The 15,417-nt window shown below is 57.3% G+C and carries 15 protein-coding genes; 8 read left to right on the plus strand and 7 right to left on the minus strand.

The features are described 5' to 3' along the window. The first annotated feature begins 139 nt into the window (after positions 1-139). Positions 140-994, plus strand: coding sequence for a putative RNA methyltransferase (locus A3220_RS00840; RefSeq protein WP_044629802.1), 855 nt, complete (start codon positions 140-142; stop codon positions 992-994). Positions 995-1,101: 107 nt separating this feature from the next. Here the strand turns inward: A3220_RS00840 and A3220_RS00845 are convergent, their stop codons facing one another. Both A3220_RS00845 and A3220_RS00850 read right to left on the minus strand, forming a co-directional pair. Beyond that, positions 1,102-1,308, minus strand: coding sequence for a cold-shock protein (locus tag A3220_RS00845; RefSeq protein ID WP_009095703.1), 207 nt, complete (start codon positions 1,306-1,308; stop codon positions 1,102-1,104). 222 nt (positions 1,309-1,530) lie between these two features. Further along, positions 1,531-1,746, minus strand: coding sequence for a TIGR02450 family Trp-rich protein (locus A3220_RS00850; RefSeq protein ID WP_044629801.1), 216 nt, complete (start codon positions 1,744-1,746; stop codon positions 1,531-1,533). Positions 1,747-1,945: 199 nt separating this feature from the next. Here A3220_RS00850 and A3220_RS00855 point away from each other — a divergent pair, with 199 nt between their 5' ends. Continuing rightward, complete coding sequence (locus A3220_RS00855; RefSeq protein WP_044629800.1) at positions 1,946-3,211, plus strand: dicarboxylate/amino acid:cation symporter; 1,266 nt, start codon at positions 1,946-1,948, stop codon at positions 3,209-3,211. Positions 3,212-3,445: 234 nt separating this feature from the next. Here A3220_RS00855 and A3220_RS16650 read toward each other — a convergent pair whose 3' ends face one another. Next, on the minus strand, positions 3,446-3,619 hold the full coding sequence (locus tag A3220_RS16650; protein WP_044629799.1) for a YqaE/Pmp3 family membrane protein: 174 nt from the start codon (positions 3,617-3,619) through the stop codon (positions 3,446-3,448). Positions 3,620-3,805: 186 nt separating this feature from the next. Here A3220_RS16650 and A3220_RS00860 point away from each other — a divergent pair, with 186 nt between their 5' ends. Beyond that, positions 3,806-5,848 (plus strand): TonB-dependent receptor, encoded by a 2,043-nt coding sequence (locus A3220_RS00860; protein WP_062372425.1) that lies wholly within the window; start codon positions 3,806-3,808, stop codon positions 5,846-5,848. Between the two features lie 234 nt (positions 5,849-6,082). On the opposite strand, the gene A3220_RS00865 is transcribed toward A3220_RS00860, so the two are convergent. The 3 genes from A3220_RS00865 to A3220_RS00875 all read right to left on the minus strand — a co-directional run bounded on the left by A3220_RS00865 (position 6,083) and on the right by A3220_RS00875 (position 10,520). Next, the gene (locus A3220_RS00865) at positions 6,083-8,656 is read right to left on the minus strand and encodes a glucose/quinate/shikimate family membrane-bound PQQ-dependent dehydrogenase (protein ID WP_062372428.1); all 2,574 of its coding nucleotides are present in this window, start codon (positions 8,654-8,656) and stop codon (positions 6,083-6,085) included. A 280-nt stretch (positions 8,657-8,936) separates the two neighbouring features. Next, on the minus strand, positions 8,937-9,941 hold the full coding sequence (locus tag A3220_RS00870; protein ID WP_044629796.1) for an NADP-dependent oxidoreductase: 1,005 nt from the start codon (positions 9,939-9,941) through the stop codon (positions 8,937-8,939). 186 nt (positions 9,942-10,127) lie between these two features. Further along, complete coding sequence (locus A3220_RS00875) at positions 10,128-10,520, minus strand: septal ring lytic transglycosylase RlpA family protein (protein WP_044629795.1); 393 nt, start codon at positions 10,518-10,520, stop codon at positions 10,128-10,130. Positions 10,521-10,852: 332 nt separating this feature from the next. Here A3220_RS00875 and A3220_RS18215 point away from each other — a divergent pair, with 332 nt between their 5' ends. The 4 genes from A3220_RS18215 to A3220_RS00890 all read left to right on the plus strand — a co-directional run bounded on the left by A3220_RS18215 (position 10,853) and on the right by A3220_RS00890 (position 13,493). Continuing rightward, positions 10,853-11,260, plus strand: coding sequence for a hypothetical protein (locus A3220_RS18215; protein ID WP_232059490.1), 408 nt, complete (start codon positions 10,853-10,855; stop codon positions 11,258-11,260). Beyond that, complete coding sequence (locus A3220_RS18220) at positions 11,254-11,970, plus strand: hypothetical protein (protein WP_307725477.1); 717 nt, start codon at positions 11,254-11,256, stop codon at positions 11,968-11,970. Before A3220_RS18215 ends, A3220_RS18220 begins: the two co-directional genes overlap by 7 nt. Before the next feature lie 117 nt (positions 11,971-12,087). Further along, the gene (locus tag A3220_RS00885; RefSeq protein ID WP_058578672.1) at positions 12,088-12,873 is read left to right on the plus strand and encodes an RsiV family protein; all 786 of its coding nucleotides are present in this window, start codon (positions 12,088-12,090) and stop codon (positions 12,871-12,873) included. A gap of 140 nt (positions 12,874-13,013) precedes the next feature. Next, complete coding sequence (locus tag A3220_RS00890) at positions 13,014-13,493, plus strand: NUDIX domain-containing protein (RefSeq protein WP_054641277.1); 480 nt, start codon at positions 13,014-13,016, stop codon at positions 13,491-13,493. On the opposite strand, the gene A3220_RS00895 is transcribed toward A3220_RS00890, so the two are convergent. Further along, a complete protein-coding gene (locus A3220_RS00895) occupies positions 13,476-14,354 on the minus strand; it encodes a DMT family transporter (RefSeq protein ID WP_062372431.1) in 879 nt (292 codons plus the stop codon). The two genes, A3220_RS00890 and A3220_RS00895, sit on opposite strands and share 18 nt — an antisense overlap. Before the next feature lie 141 nt (positions 14,355-14,495). Between A3220_RS00895 and A3220_RS00900 the strand changes: the two genes are divergently transcribed. Then, the gene (locus tag A3220_RS00900) at positions 14,496-15,368 is read left to right on the plus strand and encodes a LysR substrate-binding domain-containing protein (protein WP_044628956.1); all 873 of its coding nucleotides are present in this window, start codon (positions 14,496-14,498) and stop codon (positions 15,366-15,368) included. Positions 15,369-15,417: the final 49 nt, after the last annotated feature.

The following is a 15,417-nucleotide window of genomic DNA, read 5'->3' on the forward strand; positions in this document are numbered from 1 at the left end:
GTTGCAACGCTCACCGTTCAAGTTGAGTTATATGGGCTTTCCGGTATCGTTAATGTTTAGATGCCTGATGCCCATCGATGATGTGTCAGCATATTGCCCGTCTATTCACACCAGAAAAAGCCGTCACGAGAAACTTCCGATGAATCGTACCCCTTTTCAGGCCCTGGCCTGCCCGTTAGACGGCGAACCGCTCCAGTTGGAAGGTGGCACGTGGCGGTGTGCCTCAAACCATAGTTTCGATGTGGCGAAACAGGGCTATATCAATCTGCTACCAGTGCAGCAGAAACGCTCCACCGACCCTGGTGATAGCAAAGCCATGGTGGCCGCACGCCAGCGCTTTTTGGCGGCGGGTGACTATGCGCCTATAGCAAAGGCGCTTAGCCAGGCGGTGATGCGCCACTGTGAGCAGGCAGAAACGTACAGCTGCCTGGATGCAGGCTGTGGCGAGGGTTACTACCTGCGCCAACTGTCCCAATACATGACCGAGTCGCAGGCGCTGTCACTGATGGGGCTGGATATCTCGAAGTGGGCGGTGCAGTCGGCGGCGAAGCAAGACGATAAGCACGCACCGATCAGCCGTTGGGTAGTGGGCAGTAACGCCCAATTGCCGGTGCAGTCAGCAACGCTGGATAGCGTGCTGTGTATGTTTGGCTTTCCAGTACATAGTGAGTTTGCGCGTGTGCTGAAAACGGGCGGGCAGCTGCTGCAAGTAGAAGCGGGGCCGGAGCACCTGCGCGAGCTACGGAAAATTATTTATCCCACCTTAAAACCTGCACGTGAGAAAGCGCCTGATGTACCGGAAGGGTTTGTTCACCGAGCTTCCGAGCAGATTCGCTACGCTATTTCATTAGAAGGGGCAGACGTTATCCGCGATTTGCTGACCATGACGCCGCATTTGTATCGTGCCAGTGCGGAGGGGCGCGAGCGAGCAGCTAACTTGGAGCAGCTAACGCTGACTATTGATGCTCAACTAATCGTATGGGAGAGGATTTAATACCCAAACGCAAAAAGGCCCGCCGAGGCGGGCCTTTCTGTTTGAACCGTTCACCTAATGGGTGAGGGTTCTAGCAAACTTTTCAGTGCTATCTAGAAAGATAGGACTTAGGAGATTTGCTTGATGTTAGAAGCCTGAAGGCCTTTTTTACCCTGGGTAACGTCAAAAGAGACGTTAGCGCCTTCCTGAAGGGTTTTGAAGCCGTCAGACTGAATTTCAGAGAAGTGTGCAAACAGGTCGTCGCCACCGTCAGAAGGAGCGATGAAACCGAAGCCTTTGGTGTCGTTAAACCATTTAACTGTGCCAGTTGCCATTGTGTAAATCCTTTCGCGCTAATGCGCCGTAATAAAATTCCTGGTATTACCCAGATGAAGTAGCGGGTGAAACAAGGAATACAATATCAGGCTGCCGAAAAAGATCGTACACTTCTGAAACCATGCTGCTTGCTAACCAACTGACGCTACAGTGTCATGCTTCTTAGCCTAGGTCAAAGCCTTTCTGCATTTATTTTCATAGGGCAGCGAGTGGTAGGTTCGCTACTTCCAACCCATTTTCCAGGTGCTATCGTCTTTTAGCGCTTGCCATGCCAGCGTTGTTTCCCGGTGGGAGTGAACCGCTTCCAGCACCACGTCCACTACGTTCTCCTCTTCATCACGTAGCAGTTGGGTCACGATAAAGTGTTTTTCTTTATTACGTGGCGTCACCGCGGTCCATTTGCTGTGGTGGAGTTTGTTAGGGTTGATCGTATTCATAGTGGCTCCTGTTAGTGGCGTTGAGGAGAGGCAAGCAATCGGCCCTGTGTAAAGTCGCCATAGGTGCCATGCTAAGCTATTTAGTCGGCGTAATGGAGCTCAAGCAAACGCCACGCTGGTTTGGCAACCCGCGATGATGCAACATGACGTGGTTTTCCATTGATTTATACCAACCTGATTTAAACCAACAGGGCATTCAATGACATATTTATGGAAGCGCTACCTTCAAGCGTCGCTCATTTTGCGCGTCACCATCGCGCTGGTGATGGGTGTTCTGGTGGGTATTGTGGGCGGTGACTGGGTGGCCGTTTGGCTGGCACCGCTGGGCGATTTACTGCTTCGTCTCCTGACTTTCCTCATCGTACCGATTGTTCTGTTTACGCTCATGGTAGGGGTGAATCAGTCTCGGGAAGGAAGCGCAGGGCGCGTTGGCGGCAAAGTGTTTATTTACTATTTGGCCTCTTCTGCATTCGCCATTGTGGTGGGCTTAACCGTGGCAACGCTATTTAGCCCAGGCAGCGGCATGACGCTCAACGACAGCGCGAGCTTCTCGGTACCCGAGAATCCCGGTGTGGTCGATGCGCTGCTCAATATTGTGCCGGGCAATATCGTGGCCGCTTTTGCCGAGCTCAATATGCTGGGCATCATCTTTACCGCGCTGGTGTTCGGGATTGCGCTGTTGAAAATGCGCCAATCTGAGCAGCAGCACGCGCTTGGCGAGCAGCTTTATCAAGTTATTGAAGGGTTAAACGAGGTGACCCTGAAAGTGATGTCGGGGGTGCTGCATTTTGTGCCCATTGGCGTCTTTGCCATTGTTGCTGAAACGGTGAGCCAGCAGGGGATGGAAACGCTTCTCTCGTTGGGTGACATGGTGATGGTGCTGTACATCGCACTCGGCGCACAGCTGTTGATCTACTGCGCGGTGATGCTGCTGTTTGGCGTGAAGTTACGCAGCTTTTTTGGTGAGGCGCGCACGCCGATGGCCACCGCGTTTGCAACCCAAAGCAGCTCCGGCACACTGCCTGTCACGATTAACGCCGCGCAGCGTTTAGGCATCCCGAAAAGCATTTATGGCTTTAGCCTGCCCCTGGGAGCAACGCTCAATATGGACGGTGCCGCCATCCGTATTGCCATTTCAGCGGTGTTTGCCGCCAACGTGATTGGCGCGCCTCTGGATTTGATGAGCATGGTGCAGATCGTGCTGATCGGCACGCTGGTCACGGTAGGCACGGCCGGGGTGCCAGGGGCGGGCATCATCATGATCGCCACCGTGTTTGCCCAAGTAGGCCTGCCCATCGAAACCGTGGCGCTACTCACCGCCATTGATGCCCTGGTAGGTATGGGGGCAACGGCGCTGAATGTCACGGGAGACTTGGTCGGCACGACCGTGATTGCCCGAAGTGAAGGGCATACGCTGGCTGAAGCGCCTGATGAAGAAGGCGGCCACGCGGTGGAGAACGGCTAATCCGTATTCAGACGATAGGGGAGGTCAGCATGGTTTACGATCATGAGTATCGCTACTTAGAACGCGCCGTGGCGCTAGCAGAAGAGGCGCTCAACGCCGGTGATGGACCCTTTGGCAGCGTATTAGTCAGCGCCTAAGCCGTTTCAACCAGAGTTTAACAAACGCCGCCTTGCGCAATGCAAGGCGGCGTTTGTTAAACTAATGACGCAATGAGAGATTACGCAATGAGAGAGGCTAGTGCTTCAATATGACGTAGAAGGCGTGAATGATGCCTGGAATGAAGCCAAAGAGCGTCAGCAGGATGTTGAGCCAAAAGTGTCCTTTGAAACCGACCTCAAAAAACACCCCTAGCGGGGGAAAGATAACCGCAAAAATCATCTTGATCGGGTCAGTCGCGGTAAACGCCATGTAGCCTCCTTTGCTTACACCGTTAGTATAATGTTGCCCAGCCGCCAGTGTAGAACTAATCCCTACACTTGGCTAATTAGTCACTCCATCATACCACTACCATTTTACGTAGCCGTTCCCCGATGAACGTCATAACGTTGAGCGCTCACTGATGATTCATTGGGGTTTTTCATTGGAAAGGATGCCATGACTCGCTATCTCCCTCCTTCATTATTGTTACTCAGCACCGCTTTTTCCGCCCCCGTATGGGCACAAACCGATACAGAAGCCGTACTGCCCACTGTAGAAGTCAGCGCACCGCGCTTGGCGCGTGAGATTTACGCCACGCCTGCTGCGGTCTCGACGATAGAGCAAGACGCCATTGCCCAAGGCCAGCAGCGGGTGCGTTTGGATGAGTCGCTCAACCGGGTGCCGGGCGTTTTCCTGCAGAACCGCGATAATTTTGCCCAGGGGCAGCGTATTTCGATTCGCGGCTTTGGTGCCCGCGCACCGTTTGGGGTGCGTGGCATTACGGTGATGGTGGACGGTATTCCTTACACGCTGCCGGATGGGCAGGCCCAGCTAGATGCGATTGATTTGGATAGCGCTGAGCGCATTGAGGTCATTCGCGGGCCGTCCTCGGTGCTCTACGGCAACGCGGCGGGTGGCGTGATCGACATCACCACCGCCGATGGACGCGACAACCCCGGCACTCGGCTGCGTATGGGCGCCGGTAGCGATGGCTACCAGAAAATGGCGCTGCAAAATGGCGGCGTGCAGGGGGATTGGTCGCACCATATCAGCCTCACTGCGCTGAACGTAGATGGCTACCGGGAGCAGAGTTCCACCGAGAAGTATCTGCTCAATGCCAAGCTGCGCCGTGAGCTGGGCAGCGATCGGGCACTCACCGCCATCATCAACTTGCTGGACAACCCGCGTTCGGAAGACCCCGGCGCGCTCAACGCCCGCGAGGTTGCCGAAGGGCGTGACCAAGCCGCACCGAACTCGCTAGCGCTGGATGCTGGTCAAACCGTCGACCAGCAGTTGATCGGCCTGCAATACGAGGATTTGTCTGCAGGGGAGGGTGAGCTGTACCTGAAAGGCTTTATCGCTCAGAGGGATTTTGAGCAACAGCTACCGTTTGTGGGCAGCAGCCGCCTGGGCTATCAGCGCGATTACATGGGCGCTAGCGCCGAGTATCACCACGAGGTAACGCTAGGCAACCTGCCGCTGAATTACATCGTGGGGGTGGATGCCGTACGCCAGAAAGATGACCGCTTCCGCAACGATGTGAATCCCCAAGGGGCGGTGGGCGAGCCCCTCGCCGATGAAACCCAAACCGCGACCTCCACTGGCGTGTTTGCCCAGGGGGATTTAGCGCTGTCGGAGCTGCTGACGCTGTCGTTGGGCACGCGGTTTGACCGGGTAGATCTCGATGTCGACGACGATTTTGCCGCCGACGGCGACCAGAGTGGCCAGCGCACCTTTAACGAATGGAGCGGCTCTGCCGGGCTGAGCTACCGCTATCGCCCGCAGCACCAAGCGTATATCAATACCGGCACGGCCTTCGAGACGCCGACGTTCTCTGAGTTTGCCAACCCCGCTGGCGGTGGCTTCAACCCCAGCGTAGAGCCGCAAAAAGCCTGGAACCGTGAAGTGGGGCTGCGTGGTTACATCGAGCCGCTGGCGCTGGATTACGATGTCGCGCTCTTCTCCGTCCGCGTGCGCGATGAGCTGGTACCCTACGACGAAGGCGGCCGTACGTTCTACCAGAACGCCGGTGATACCAAGCGTGATGGTGTCGAGCTGGCGCTGGGCTGGCAGTTGGCCGACCAGTGGCGCTTGGACAGCGCGCTCACCTTGGCACGCTACGAGTTCGATGAGTTTGCCACGCCTTCTGAGCGTTTCGATGGCAACCGCATACCTGGGTTGCCGGAGCAAACCTGGGTGAGTCAGCTCACCTGGGAGAGCCTCGACGAGCGTTTTGCCACGCTGGAGACCGAGTATGTGGGCGATTTGGTGGCCGACAACGCCAACCAGACGGCGGTGGATAGCTACTGGTTGGTGAACCTGCGGGTAGGCGACGGCTGGCAGCTGAGCCAACAGACTCGGCTAAGCGCTTATGTGGGCCTGCGAAATCTGCTGGATGAAGAGCACTACTCCAATGTGCGCTTGAACGGCACCTTTGGACGCTTTTACGAACCCGCACCAGGGCGCAGCGTTTATGGTGGTGTCGAGCTGAGTTTTTAACGCTGGCTATGCTTAAGGCTGACTCAGGGTTCAGGTAGCGCCAGATGCAAAAAGGGCGGCCTATGGCCGCCATATCAGTCAGTTAAAGTATTGATCTATCAGTTACGCTTGGTAAGTCTGCTGTGGGAGGCCGCTTTAGCGGGCGAATGGCGCCGTCAGGCGCCTTGGCTAAGCCACCAGTCGCGAGCTGAAGCTCCCTCCCACCAGCACTAGCTGACTCCGTAGAGCTAGCGGTTACTCCGGTAACGCGTAGCCAATCACGTAGTCACCCATCTTGGTGCCAAAGGTACCGTGACCACCGGCCGTCACCACCACGTACTGGCGGCCGTCGGCGCCGGTATAGGTCATCGGCGTGGCCTGACCACCGGCGGGTAAGCGCGCTTTGTAGAGCTCTTCACCCGTGGTGATGTCGTAGCCGCGTAAGTACTGGTCCAGCGTGCCGCTCAAGAAAGAGACGCCGCCAGCGGTGGTCAGCGGGCCGCCCAGCGCGGGCACGCCCACGTTCAACCCAATCGGCAGGCCAAAGGGCATGCTGTCGCGGGTGGTACCGTTGCGATGTTTCCACACCACTTCCGACGCTTGCAGGTCGATACCTGCCACATCGCCCCAGGAGGGCGCTTGGCAGGGTAAGCCCAGCACGGAAAGCAGCGGGCCTAGTTCTACCGCATAGGGTGCGCCTTCGTTAGGCTGTAGGCCTTGTTCACTGGCGGAGCTTTGGCCCTCTTGCACTTGGTCACGGGGCACCAGCGTAGAAACAAACGCGAGGTACTTCGCACCGGTAAACAGCGCCTGGCGTTCAGGGTCGACCGCAACGCCACCCCAGTTCATTACCCCCACATTACCCGGGTAGACGATGCTGCCTTCCAAGGAGGGCGGCGTGTACTGGCCTTCGTAGCGCAGCGAGCGGAACTGGATGCGACACATCATCTGATCGAACGGTGACGCGCCCCACATATCTCGCTCGGTGAGCGGTGGTGGCAGCAAGTTCAGCGCCGAACGTGGCTGCGTTTCTGCGGTCCAGTCGCCTTCGATAGCCCCTTGCGGTGCGGGCACTTCTTCGATTGGCACGATGGGCGCGCCGGTTTCCCGGTTGAGCACGTAAAGGCTGCCCTGCTTGGTGGGCTGAATCACGGCGGGCTGGGTGCCGTTAGCCGTTGCTAGGTCGATCAGAACCGGCTGAGCCGGGGTATCCATGTCCCACAGGTCGTGGTGAACGAATTGGTAGACCCAGGCCACTTGGCCGTCGTTCAGGTTCAGCGCTACGAGTCCTGCGCTATACGTTTCATCGTTTTCAGAGCGATCGGCACCGTACTGGTCCGGGGTGGCGTTGCCCATGGGCAGATACACCAGCCCTAATTCTTCATCGACGCTGATAGGGGCCCACACGTTGGGAGAGTTGCGGGTATAGGTTTCACCCTCTTCGAGTGGGGCGGTGTCGTCTGGGTTGCCACTGTCCCAGTTCCACACCAGCTCGCCGGTATGCACGTCGAAGGCACGAATCACGCCGGACGGTTCGTCGATGGAGCTGTTGTCGGTGACGTGGCCGCCCAAAATGACCAAATCTTCCGTCACCGTGGCCGGGGAGGTGGAGTAGTAGCCGCCGGGGGAGAACTCGCCAATGTTATTGGTGAGATCCACTTCGCCGTTGTTGCCAAAGCTTTCGCAGCGCTCGCCGGTATCGGCATTCAGCGCAATCAGGCGGGCATCGGCAGTGGGCAAGTAGAGCCTGCGCGGGCACATTACGTCCGTGGCGCTGAGCATGGCCGCTTCACCGCCGTCCTCAGACGCTGGGTTATCGCCTAGGCCGCTGATGAAGAGCAGGAAGGCCAGGTCCAGGTCGAACTGGCTGCCGTCATCAAACAGCACGCGAGGAGTGGCCGCGGCGTCTTCCGCAGACGCCGTGCCATCGTTAGTGCTGCTGTCGGTGTTTTCAGCGTCGTCGTTCGAGGCTTCGTAGTTAGACGCATCGTAGTTAGACGCATCGTAGTAGGCGAGGCCGCGGCAGGTCATGTGGGCCCAACCGGAGAAATCGTCTGCGCCCATGGTGCTGATATTGGGATCAAACTCCCAAAGGGTTTCGCCGGTTTCCGGTGACAGCGCCATGGCACGGCTATGCGAGGTGCAGATATATAGGCTGTCGTTGACTTTCAGCGGCGTATTCTGGTTGGTGATTTCCGGCGGGGCATTGGGGCCGGGTTCATCGCCGGTTTGAATGCGCCACACTTCTTCCAATTCGCCAACGTTCTCGGGCGTGATTTGGTCGAGTGACGAGTAGTGGGTGCCAGCATTGGTACCACCGTAGGCAGGCCAGTCGTCGCCCGCGACCTGGGCCGGGTTGACCGCCTCGGTGTTATTGGCAGACTCGATGCTGCCCTCAATGGTGCCTGGGTAGCTAAACTGGCTGGCAATAGCGACGATGATAGCCGCGCCAATGCTGGCCGTAAGGGCGAGGCTGCCACCGCGCGAGTTGAGCGGTTTGCGCCACCACGGCAGCAGCATGATGATGCCGATTAGGCAGGGAATGGCGACCCTAGGTACCAGTTGCCACCAGTCTAGGCCTACTTCCCAAAGCGCCCACACCAGGGTGGCGAACAAAATGAGGGCGTATAGCCAAAGTGCTGCGCCTTTGCGCAAGGCCAGCAGCAGCCCAGCCACCACCACGGCGACCCCAGCAATTAAGTAGTAAGCACTACCGCCCAGCATAAGCAGTTGGCCGCCACCTACGGCAAGTGCTACGCCAGCTATCGCTAGCAGCAAACCCAGCAGCAAGGCTGGCCATTTGCCACGATCACGCGTGTGTTCATCCATGAGGTAAACCCCTATTGACAACAAGTTGATGCTGCTTTGATAAACATCAAAGCAGCGGCTCCACAACGTGCCCTAACCCATCGGCAGCGCCGATGGGTTAAAACACACATTGATTAGCTGTGATTTTAATAATCAATTCGCTTTTGGTCTAACACTTTGCTGGCTAATTATTTCTATCGACAAAAAAGCCGCGCTATTCACCATAGCGCGGCTCAGATAGATAAGCTGGGAAAGGTGTCAGATTTAACCTAGCGTAACCTCGTTAACAGCAGCCTGGTGCTTAATCAGATAGCTTCACCAGCATTTTGCCGGTATTGCCGCCTTCAAACAGCGCTAAAAAGGCGTCTGGCGTGCTTTCAAGTCCTTCTTTGATCGTCTCTTTATAGTCCAGCTTGCCATCAGCCACCTGAGGAGCGACTTCATTTAAGAAGTAGCCATAGCTGGCCCAGTGGTCGGCGACAATAAAACCCTGCATTTTGGCTTTACGTGCCACCAACTGCGACAGGTTACTTGGCCCTGGGGCTGGGGTTTCCGCATTGTAGCCATCAATCATCCCGCAGACGGCAATGCGTGCGCCTTCGTTAAGTTGGCTGAGTGCCGCTTCCAAACAGATACCGCCTACGTTCTCAAAATAGATGTCGATGCCGTTGGGGCTGGCGAGTTTAATGGCATCGCTTAACTCTTGCGCGCTGCGGTCACGGTAGCTGACCGGTTCAACGCCTAGCGACTCCAGCCAAGCAAGCTTATGCGCAGCACCTGCGATACCCACGACATGGCAGCCTTTTGCTTTTGCCAGCTGCACCACCAGAGACCCCACCGCGCCGCTGGCGGCACTCACCAAAACGTTATCGCCCGGTTTGCACTCGGCTATTAGGTTAAGGCCTGTCCAGGCGGTCATGCCGGGCATGCCCAGAACGCCTAGGTAGGCTTGGTCTGGCACGTTGTGATCTGGAAGAGCGGTGACACTATTTCCCGGCAGCTGTGCGATATCGCGCCAGCCGCCCATGTGGCTCACTTTATCGCCCACTTTCAAGTTGGGGTGGTTAGAGGCGATGACTTCGCCAATCGCGCCGCCTTCCATTGGCTTTCCAAGCTGAAAGGGCGCTACGTAGGTGTGCACGCCGCTCATCCGGCCACGCATGTAGGGGTCTACCGAGAGCCAGTGATTGCGAATGCGTACTTCGCCTTCATCTAGGTCGGGAAGCTCCTGGCTCTCTAAGGAAAATAGCTCGCGCTTAGGTAGGCCGGTGGGGTGGTCGGTGAGGGTATAAAAACGAGATAGCATCGCTGCCTCCTGCATCAAGATGGTAAGTTACGCTTCTAGCAGGGTAGAGACCATTAGCACGCATGCAAGTTCGCGGACTTAACACGAGCATATAAAAAAGCGGCCCTGGGTGGGGCCGCTTTACTCAGCATTTGCTGCAACGCTGATCGCTTAAGGGGTATCACACGCTTGCGGATGTGTTATCCGTTAATCTACCAGGGTGATCATTACAGGTGCCGTGCCTCGGCGAATCATCCCGAGGGCTCGCGCTGCCCGTTTAGAAAGGTCGATCACGCGTCCTTTTACGAACGGGCCACGATCATTGATCATGACTTCGACTTCTTGTCCGGTATCGGGGCGGGTGACCAGCACCTTGGTACCGAAGGGCAGACTCGGGTGCGCTGCAGTCAGCGCTTGTTGATCGAAGGGCTCACCACTGGCGGTGGTGGCCCCTTGGAAGCGGTCGCTATAGAAAGAAGCCACCCCTTCTTGTAACTCAGTTTGCGCATTGGTTTGATGAGCAACTGCTTGATTGGCCGTCAAAAAAAGCAGTGCGACTGCCAAGCAGGTCGTTCGTAGTCGGTGTTTATGGGCTCCCATAGGAGTACCTCAGTGGTTCGTAAAGCGGACTCCGCATTCGTCGACGAGGTGCCGATAGGCGTATGGATAGTAGCTTGCTATGCAGGGGTCGGCAAGCTTTAAGAAGATCGGCGCAATTGGCCGCATAATTTCACTTTTTATCACATGCCGGTATGCCCTTGCGTTTCAGTGAGTTATGCCGTTCCCATGAAGCCAGTTAATGATGATATTTGTGCGGTGCAATATTTTTCATTAAACGCTCACTTTAACTCGTTTAGCGCCATATAATTCATGTACGACATCACTGCGCTCTACTGCTGACCACTATCTCGCCAATGAACAAGGATGCACCCATGGCTAAGTCTTCCTCTCTTACTCTTTTGATTGTGGCGGTGGGCGGCGTTGCCGTTGGCTACTTTGCCGCGCAAGCGTTACCCAACCAAGCGGCCGCTATGGAAGAGCCTGTAGCAGAAACTACCGCTGAGCAGGACACTACGCCTGCTGCGCTACAAGGCCTGGATTATCTGACCTTGGGCGAGCGTGCGCGGGGTGAAATCACTTCTGCCAGCGAGCTTAACGGTAAGGATGGCAGTCGCTTCACTCGCTACGCTATTTCACTTGAAGAAGAGACATTGGTGGAAATCGCTTTAAGCGGTGCACTGAAAGGTACGGTCGCGCTGTATGACGACCAGCTCCAGCTATTGGCCAACGCTGAAACGGTACGCCACCGTATTGAAGAGGGGGCGATTACATTGTGGTGATCAGCGGTGTTGATGCCCATAGCTATGGGCCTTTCAACGTCAACAGCCGCACTATTGAGCTGAGCGATGCCGATACCATGACGGTGGGTACGCCCATCGATAGCTGGCTCGATACCACCGAACGTGAGATCACGCTAACCATCGAAGAAGCAGGCATGTACCAGATCGAAATGCGTGCCGATGAGTTCGATGCGTACCTAGAATTGGAAGGCCCGAACGATTACTACCGCGAAGATGACGACAGCGCGGGTGAGTTGAATGCGCGCATTGCCGATTTTCTCGCGCCGGGTACTTACCAACTCACGGCCCGTACCGCCTATGGCACCGACAGCGGGCTGTTCACCCTCGCCATCGAGCCGCGTGATCTGCCGAACGATGTCGAGTTACGCAACGAAGGTGCGCTCACTCCCGATGAAACGCTCAACGGCTGGTACAGCGGCGAGGCTCTGACCTATCAGCTCACGATAGAGGAAAGCTCGCTCGTCACGCTGAGCATGAGCTCTAACGACTTCGATACGTATCTTGAACTGTACGGCGAAGGCGTGTCCTATACTGACGACGACAGCGGCGGTGGTACCAACGCCCGTTTAGAGCAGGCGCTACTGCCCGGCACCTATACCGTGAGCGCACGCGGTTTTAGCGCCAGCGGCAGCGGTATGTTCGAACTAGCGGTGAGCGCAGAACCCACCGAAATGCAGCCGGACACCTAAACGCGACCGCGAAGTATCGGTTCGTTTTCAACAACGCCCCTGCCGCTCTGCAGGGGCGTTGCCGTTCTACGATGATCAGCCCGCCTCATAGGGTGAGTGATTCACAAGGAGGTTAAGATGCTACGCACGTTCAAAACACTAGGAGTGGGTCTATCGCTCGCCGGAGCGCTTCTCTTGGGCGGCTGTTTGGCCGCTGATACATCGCCCTCAGAGCCGTTTGCACTGGCCTCGCTGGCTGTGGAAAAACAGTACGTGGCCCCGGGATGCCAAGGGGAGCAGTGTTCGACGGTGACTATCTCAGCGCTGGCATTTCCCCAGGCGCCTGCGTTAAGCGAGGCCCTACAAACCCGCTTGCTCACCCTAGGCATGGCGATCAGCGACGAGACGGCTGCCCCTGCCGAGAGCTGGGACGCGTACGCTGAGCGCTTCCTGAGCCTAGCTGAAGAGGACAACCAAGCCGCGCCTGGCGACATGACCAGCGAAGCGCTATTGGAAGCCACGGTGTACGCACGTCATCACGACCTGTTGGTCATCGAACTCAATAGCTATGTGTATCATGCCGGCCAAGCGCATGGGCTTCCGTTGACCGAATACATGGTCATCGATGAGCGCGAGCGGCGCATCGTCGAGCCCGAGGACATGCTGGTGGACGGGCAGGAGGCCGCTTTCGATGCCCTTTTGGCTGGCGCGCATCAGCGTTGGATCACTGAGATGGGCCTCGATGCGCAGTTTGCAACCCAGTGGCCGCTGAGTAAAAGCCGCAACATTGCGCCGCTGGAGGACCGCTGGGAAGTGACCTACAACGTTTATGACATTGCGCCCTATGCGGCGGGCCAGCCAACCCTTACGCTCCCCCTTGAGGCGCTGAAAGGCGTGGCCAAGCCGCGTTACCTGGGCCAATAAACTAGCTCTGCGATTGCTCCTAATGGCGTAAAACAAATCGCCGGTTATCGACTACGCTGAAAAGCAGCTCGCCGACACGAGACGTGTGGGGGAGCTGCTTTTTTATTGTTCCCACGAAGACCAATAGGCATGGATCGCTTATGACACCCGATACGCAAGCCGCTCGGCAAGTGCAGCTACTGGTGGTCGATACGCAGGGCCGCTTGCTGCTCAAACGCGAGGCATCGCCTCCCCACTGGACGCTACTGGGCAGCGCGCTGGCTCACGATGAAGATTACCCGGCGGCGGCAATTCGTTTGCTCTTCGAGGAGGCCGGGCTTACCTGCCCCTTGGGGCCGCTACTTCGCCAGCGTGCCCACACCGCGAAAGCGGGCCAAACCGGTGAAGAGCGCTTTTTCTTGGTGCGCTGTCCCGATACCCAGCTTGACACCCACGACAACGCCCAGGGCAGGCTGATGCTGGACGATAGCCGTGACGCCACGCCCTGCTACGCGTGGTGGCCACTCTCGGAAATCCAGAGCAGCGAGAGTGACACCTTTGCGCCGTCCTGGTTGCCAGAGCTGCTGGCCAGCGTGCTGTTTAGCGAGATGATGATGCCCACCTCAGCGGCCCGCCTTTAAGCACCCAACGACCACCAGCAGGGCGGCCGTAGGTAGCCGCCAGTCGAATACGCTCATGCCTGCCAGGATGAGTAGCAACGCTGCCAAGATAGGCACGCCATACGCCAAGCTGCCCACGAGGCTGGCGTGACCGAATCGCAGCGCTTTGTCCCACGCCACCATGGCGATGCCGTAAGGCCCCAAGCCTAGCGCGATGCCTGCCACGAGCGCTTCGCCGCGAGGCAGCGCCACGTCACCCTCCAGCCAAACGCTAGCGATACAGGTGAGTGCACAAGCAATCAACAATAAGCGCGGCAGCAGCGGCGTGAGTGAGATAGGGGCCGCTTGACCTAGCCAGGAATAAAGCGCCCAGCAGAAGGCGGCGAGCAGTGCCAAACCATAGCCGGATACGGCGCCTCCAAAACTACCATTCAGCGCTTGGGGCAGCAGCAGAAGCGCTGCGCCTGAAAAGGCAATTAGCGCGCCAGCCACACTAGCCCACCTCAGGCGACCCCAGCGGCTCCATTGGCTCAATAGCACAAACAGCACCGGCCACGTGTAGGTAATCAACGCCGCTTCGGCGGCGGGGGCAAGGCGCATACCGATGAAGTAGCTGCTAACGGCCCCAACGATCAGTAGCGGGATACCCAGCCACACGCTTAGCCGCCAGCCTAGCGAACAGGTTTGCGTAGCAGCACGGCGACTCAACGGCAGAGTGGCAAGTGCACCTGCTAGCAAGGTAAGTGCTGTTAGCTGAAGAGGGGCGGTGTCGTGGGCAAGCTCCACCAGCAGCGGCGCAATGCTCCACAGCGTCACCGCTACCAAGGCGGCGCAGACGCTGAATTTCGGGGATATGACTACTGGGGAGTGAGTGGGATGCATGACGCGCCTCCTGGAGCCTGCAGTGATCCAACCTTTGAATAGGACCAAGTCTTGTAATGATCCTATGGCGCGCAGCATACTCATCACCCACTCATCAAGATAACGATCTTTTATGATCAATATCATCAACAGCGGTGATATATGCGCGCACCCACGTTTGACTTAACGCTGTTGCGAACGCTAGTGGCGATTGCGGATACCGGAAGCGTGACCGCAGCGGCGAAACGGCTGGCCTATACGCAGTCCACGGTGAGTATGCAGCTACAGCGGTTAGAAGCGCAGTTAGCGGTCAGTCTGCACGAGCGAGATGGGCGGCGGCTGCGCTTTACCGCTGAAGGTGAGCGCTTACTGGCTCATTCGCGAAGGCTGCTGGCGCTAAACGACGAGGCCTGGAGCGATATGCAGGCCCGCCAGATTACCGGAGATCTCACCCTCGGCATCCCTGAGGATTACGCCTCGCTGCTACCGTCGGTGTTTGCCTACTTTCACCAGCTCTATCCGGCGGTGGGATTAACCGTTAAGTGCGGCACCAGTGCTCACTTGGTCGAGCAAGTGAAAGCCTCGGAACTGGATCTGGCACTGGTAACGCGCCAGCGCAACTCCCCAGGGGGCGATGTAATTCGTCGTGAGCCGCTGGTCTGGGCGGTAGGGGTTCACCAGCAGCCATCATTGAGCGACCCCATTCCGCTAGCGCTATATTCCCCAGGGGCGGATGTGTTTCGTGAGGTGGCGGAGCAGGCCTTACAGGCCGCCGGGCGGGATTGGCGAGTGGCTTACACTAGCCAGTCTATGGCGGGGCTTGCGCCGATTGTGACTGCTGGGTTGGCAGTGGTGGTTGTGACGAGGAGTATGCTCACACCTACGCTGCGACCGTTAGATGAGAGTAGCGGGCTGCCTGCTTTGCCGATGATTGAGCTGGCGTTGCACCGTGCGCCGCACCGGCCTTCAGAGCCAGCTCGACGGCTGGGTGAATTGATTCGCGAACAGCTAGCGGCTCCCAGCGAAGCGTTATAAGGTATGTCATTACCTAACAATTATTTTTCTATCGTGACGCCGCTGAACT

Origin of the sequence: Halomonas sp. KX33721, from assembly GCF_001596805.1 — a bacterium.
GTDB lineage: Bacteria > Pseudomonadota > Gammaproteobacteria > Pseudomonadales > Halomonadaceae > Vreelandella > Vreelandella aquamarina.